This is a genomic window from Nonomuraea salmonea (genome assembly GCF_042428605.1).
Lineage (GTDB): Bacteria > Actinomycetota > Actinomycetes > Streptosporangiales > Streptosporangiaceae > Nonomuraea > Nonomuraea salmonea.
In genome coordinates, this window is sequence record NZ_JBHMCF010000071.1 from 1 (window position 1) to 3,927 (window position 3,927).

Consider the following 3,927-nt stretch of genomic DNA (forward strand, 5'->3'; position numbering starts at 1 on the left):
GAGGGCGGGCGGACGGTCAACGTGCACGCTCTGGTGGCCACCGGTGTCAACGCCAACGGCCAGCGCGAGGTCCTCGGTCTGGAGGTCACCAGCGCTGAGGACGGCGCGGGCTGGCTGGCCTTCCTGCGCAGCCTGGTCGCGCGCGGGCTGTCCGGGGTGCAGCTGGTCGTCTCCGACGCCCACCGCGGCCTGGTCGAGGCGATCGGCGCCGCCCTGCCGGGCGCCGCCTGGCAGCGCTGCCGCACCCACTGGAGCCGTAAAGAAACAAGGTGTTGCTTTTCGATCTTGAACTCGTTGACTTGGTATGGGCATACGGAGCGAGGTCCGCGATCAGCTTTCCTTGCGGTTCAGGGTGCTGTTTCCGCATTTGAACGAGCGGCAGCGACGTCTGGTGATGGGGCAGGAGGCTCGGCTGCTCGGACATGGTGGGGTGCGGACGGTGGCGGCGGTGGCCGGAGTGTCGGAAACTACGGTGCGCGCCGGGGTATTCGAGCTGGAGGCCGGCGTGGATCCGCTGCCGGACGGCCGTGTCCGTCGTCGTGGTGGAGGTCGCAAGGCCGCCGAAGCTCAGGACCCGAATCTGGTGCCGGCACTGCTGGCGTTGGTGGAGCCCGATGAGCGCGGGGATCCGATGTCGCCGCTGCGCTGGACCACCAAGTCGCTGCGCGATCTGGCCCAGGAGCTGACCGGGCAGGGCTATCGGGTCTCGGCGCCGACGGTGGGCCGGCTGTTGAAGAAACAAGGCTTCAGTCTGCAGGCCAATGCCAAGACGCTGGAAGGCAAGCAGCACCCGGACCGGGACGCGCAATTCCATTACATCAACGAGCAGGTCAAGGCGCATCAGGCGGACGGCGAGCCGGTGATCAGCGTGGACACGAAGAAGAAGGAGCATCTGGGCGATCTGCCGAACGCGGGGCGGCAGTGGCGGCCCAAGGGTGATCCGGTTCGGGTCGAGGACCACAGCTTCTTCTTCACCGGCCCGGACGTGCCGCACGCGATCCCGTACGGGATCTACGATGTGGCCAACGACACGGGCTGGGTGAACGTCGGGATCGATCACGACACCTCGGCGTTCGCGGTGGAGTCGATCCGGCGCTGGTGGCACGGTCGCGGCAGCCTGGACTACCCGAACGCGAACCGGCTGCTGATCACGGCGGACTGCGGGGGTTCCAACAGCTATCGCTACCGGTTATGGAAGGCCGAGCTGGCCGACTTCGCCGCCGAGACCGGGCTGGCGGTGACCGTCTGCCACTTTCCGCCCGGCACCAGCAAGTGGAACAAGATCGAGCACCGGCTGTTCTCGCACATCACCATGAACTGGCGCGGCAGGCCCCTGACCAGCCACGAGGTCGTGGTCAACAGCATCGCCGCGACACGCACCCGCACCGGGCTGACCGTCGCGGCCGAACTGGACACCAACGCCTACCCGCTGGGCGTGTCGGTGTCCGCCGAGCGGATGAGCATGCTGCCGATCGCCCCGCATACCGAGCGCGGCGCCTGGAACTACACGATCGGCCCGGCACACGGCGACCCGCACCTGCCCCTATCTGACGACCGGACGCGTATCCGGTCTGAAAGCCTGCACGCCCTGGCCGACCCCCGGCTGACCGGGATGAGCCGACAAGAGCTGAACGAGCTGACTGCGTCTTTGGCCCCGGATCAGGCGGCCCTGGCCGAGCAGCGCAACTTCGAAATCCGCGGTGGCCCACGCCAACAGGCCAAGGCCAACCACGGACGCCCACTGCTCACCGACGCCGACAAGGTCCTGATCGCCATCGTCTATCTCCGCCAGATCTGCTCCCAGCGCGTCCTGTCGGAGATGCTCGAGATCAGCCAGCCCTCGATCGGCCAGGCGGTCACCGAGACCGGCAAGCTCCTGGCCGCCCGCAAACTCTCGATCAACCCCACCGTTCTGCGCTTCACCAGCGCCGGTGCGCTCCGTGACTTCCTGGACAGCAACACCGTCCCGACACGACCGAACCGGCTGGCACTGCTCGGAGATCCGGCACTGACCGGGATGAGCCGCCCGGAACTGGCCGCGCTGATCGAGCGGCTGTCGCTGCGGCAGGCCGCCGCGGCCGAGCAGCGCAAGCATCGCCAGCGCGGCGGTGATCGGCAGGCCGGCGCCCGCGGAGGCATCTTCCGGGAGAAAATCACCGATGCCGAGCGCGTTCTGGCGGTCATCCTCGGCATACGCAAAGTCTGCACCTGGGAGGCCGTAGCCGAACTGTTTCAAGTGAGTCGGCGAACGATCGGCAACGCCAAGCTCTGGGTGCGCCCGCTGCTGGAGGAGACCGGCTACGCCGTCACCCGATCCGCAACCCGATACTCCAGCGCCGACGCGCTCCTGAACGCCATCACACCGCACGACGACATCCCACGTGCCACAGAATCGACACCTTGATTCTTTACGGCTCCACTACCTGCGCAACCTGCTCACCACCGTCCCCAAATCAGCGCAGCCGTGGGTGGCCACCCTGGTGCGCACCATCTTCGACCAGCCCACCGCCGAGCAGGTGCGCACCCAGCACGCCTGGGTCATCGACGCCCTGGAAGCCAAGTACCCGGCCGCGTGCGAGCACCTGGACGCCGCCCGCGAGGACCTGCTCGCCTTCGCCGCCTTCCCCCGCGAGACCTGGCGCCAGATCTGGTCCAACTGTGAGGATCTTCTTGTGCCGCCCGGACGAGGTCCTGGCCCGTGGTCCAACTGGCCGTGCTGCCTTGGGGTTGATCTGCCGGTCCTTGCTCCGGGCGGTGCTTGCTGGCGTCGGACCGGCAGACGTGTCCCGATAGGGGCCTTGCCGCTACAAGGCACCATCACAGTTCTGACCGTCACGCCGGCCCGACGACGGCCATCGCCTCACAGGTCGTTCAAGGAGCCAGATGACCACCGTCAGCATGCCCGAGCCCGACTTCAGCCGCCAGATCGAAGACATTGTTCTGGGCGTCGATACGCATAAGGACGTTCACGTCGCCGCGGTGGTGACCTTGACAGGAGGTGTGGTCGCGCACGCCGCGTTCCCGACCACAGTGGCGGGCTACCAGCAGCTCATCGCCTGGGCCCGCTCGTTCGGCGAGGTGCAACGCGCGGGAGTCGAAGGCACTGGATCCTACGGGGCGGCACTGGCCCGGCACCTGCAAGCTGAGAGGCTCACGGTCCTCGAGGCCAACCGGCCGAACCGAGCAGAGCGGCGCCGCCGCGGCAAGAGCGACGCGATCGACGCGGAGAACGCGGCCCGGGCCGTCCTGGCCGGGCAGGCCACTGCTCTTCCAAAGAGCGCTGATGGTCCGGTCGAGATGCTGAGAATGTTCAAAGTCGCCAAGGATTCCGCCATCAAGGCACGCACTCAGTCGATCAACCAGCTCAAAGCCTTGCTGGTCTCTGCTGATCCCGCCTTGCGTGATCGTCTCGCAGGACTGTCTGTCCCACGGCTGATTACCGCATGCGCTGCACTGGATCCCGCAGCGGCCACCGATCTCACGCACGCCATCCTCTACACGCTCAAGCTCCTGGCCGAACGGATCCAGTACCTGACCAGAGAAATCAACGAGCTGTCCAAGCACATCACGACAGCCGTTGAGACCGCAGCCCCTGCACTCCTCCAGCAGCCCGGCATCGGCCCTGACAGTGCTGCTGTTCTCCTCATCGCTGCAGGTGACAATCCAGACAGGCTCGCCAGCGAAGCGTCCTTTGCTGCTCTATGCGGAGTGAGTCCGCTGGAATCGTCATCGGGAAAGTCCAGCCGGCGACGGCTAAACCGAGGCGGCGACCGCCAAGCCAACGCAGCCCTCTACCGGATCACCCTCAGCCGCCTTCGCTGGGACCCACGCACTCAGGACTACCTGCGCAAACGCACCGGCGACGGAAAGACCCGTCGCGAGATCATCCGCTGCCTGAAGCGCTACATCGCCCGCGAAGTCCACCGT

The 3,927-nt window shown here is 66.8% G+C and carries 2 protein-coding genes and 2 pseudogenes; all 4 read left to right on the forward strand.

The annotated features are described in order from the left end of the window. Positions 1-255 (forward strand): annotated as a pseudogene (locus tag ACFFR3_RS50175) (transposase); the annotation flags it as partial. Between the two features lie 49 nt (positions 256-304). Further along, a complete protein-coding gene (locus ACFFR3_RS50180) occupies positions 305-2,404 on the forward strand; it encodes an ISAzo13 family transposase (RefSeq protein ID WP_345390629.1) in 2,100 nt (699 codons plus the stop codon). Positions 2,405-2,411: 7 nt separating this feature from the next. Further along, positions 2,412-2,657: pseudogene (locus ACFFR3_RS50305) on the forward strand (transposase); the annotation flags it as partial. Between the two features lie 241 nt (positions 2,658-2,898). Beyond that, positions 2,899-3,927: IS110 family RNA-guided transposase (locus ACFFR3_RS50190; protein ID WP_379485517.1), on the forward strand; the 1,029-nt coding region annotated here is incomplete at its 3' end.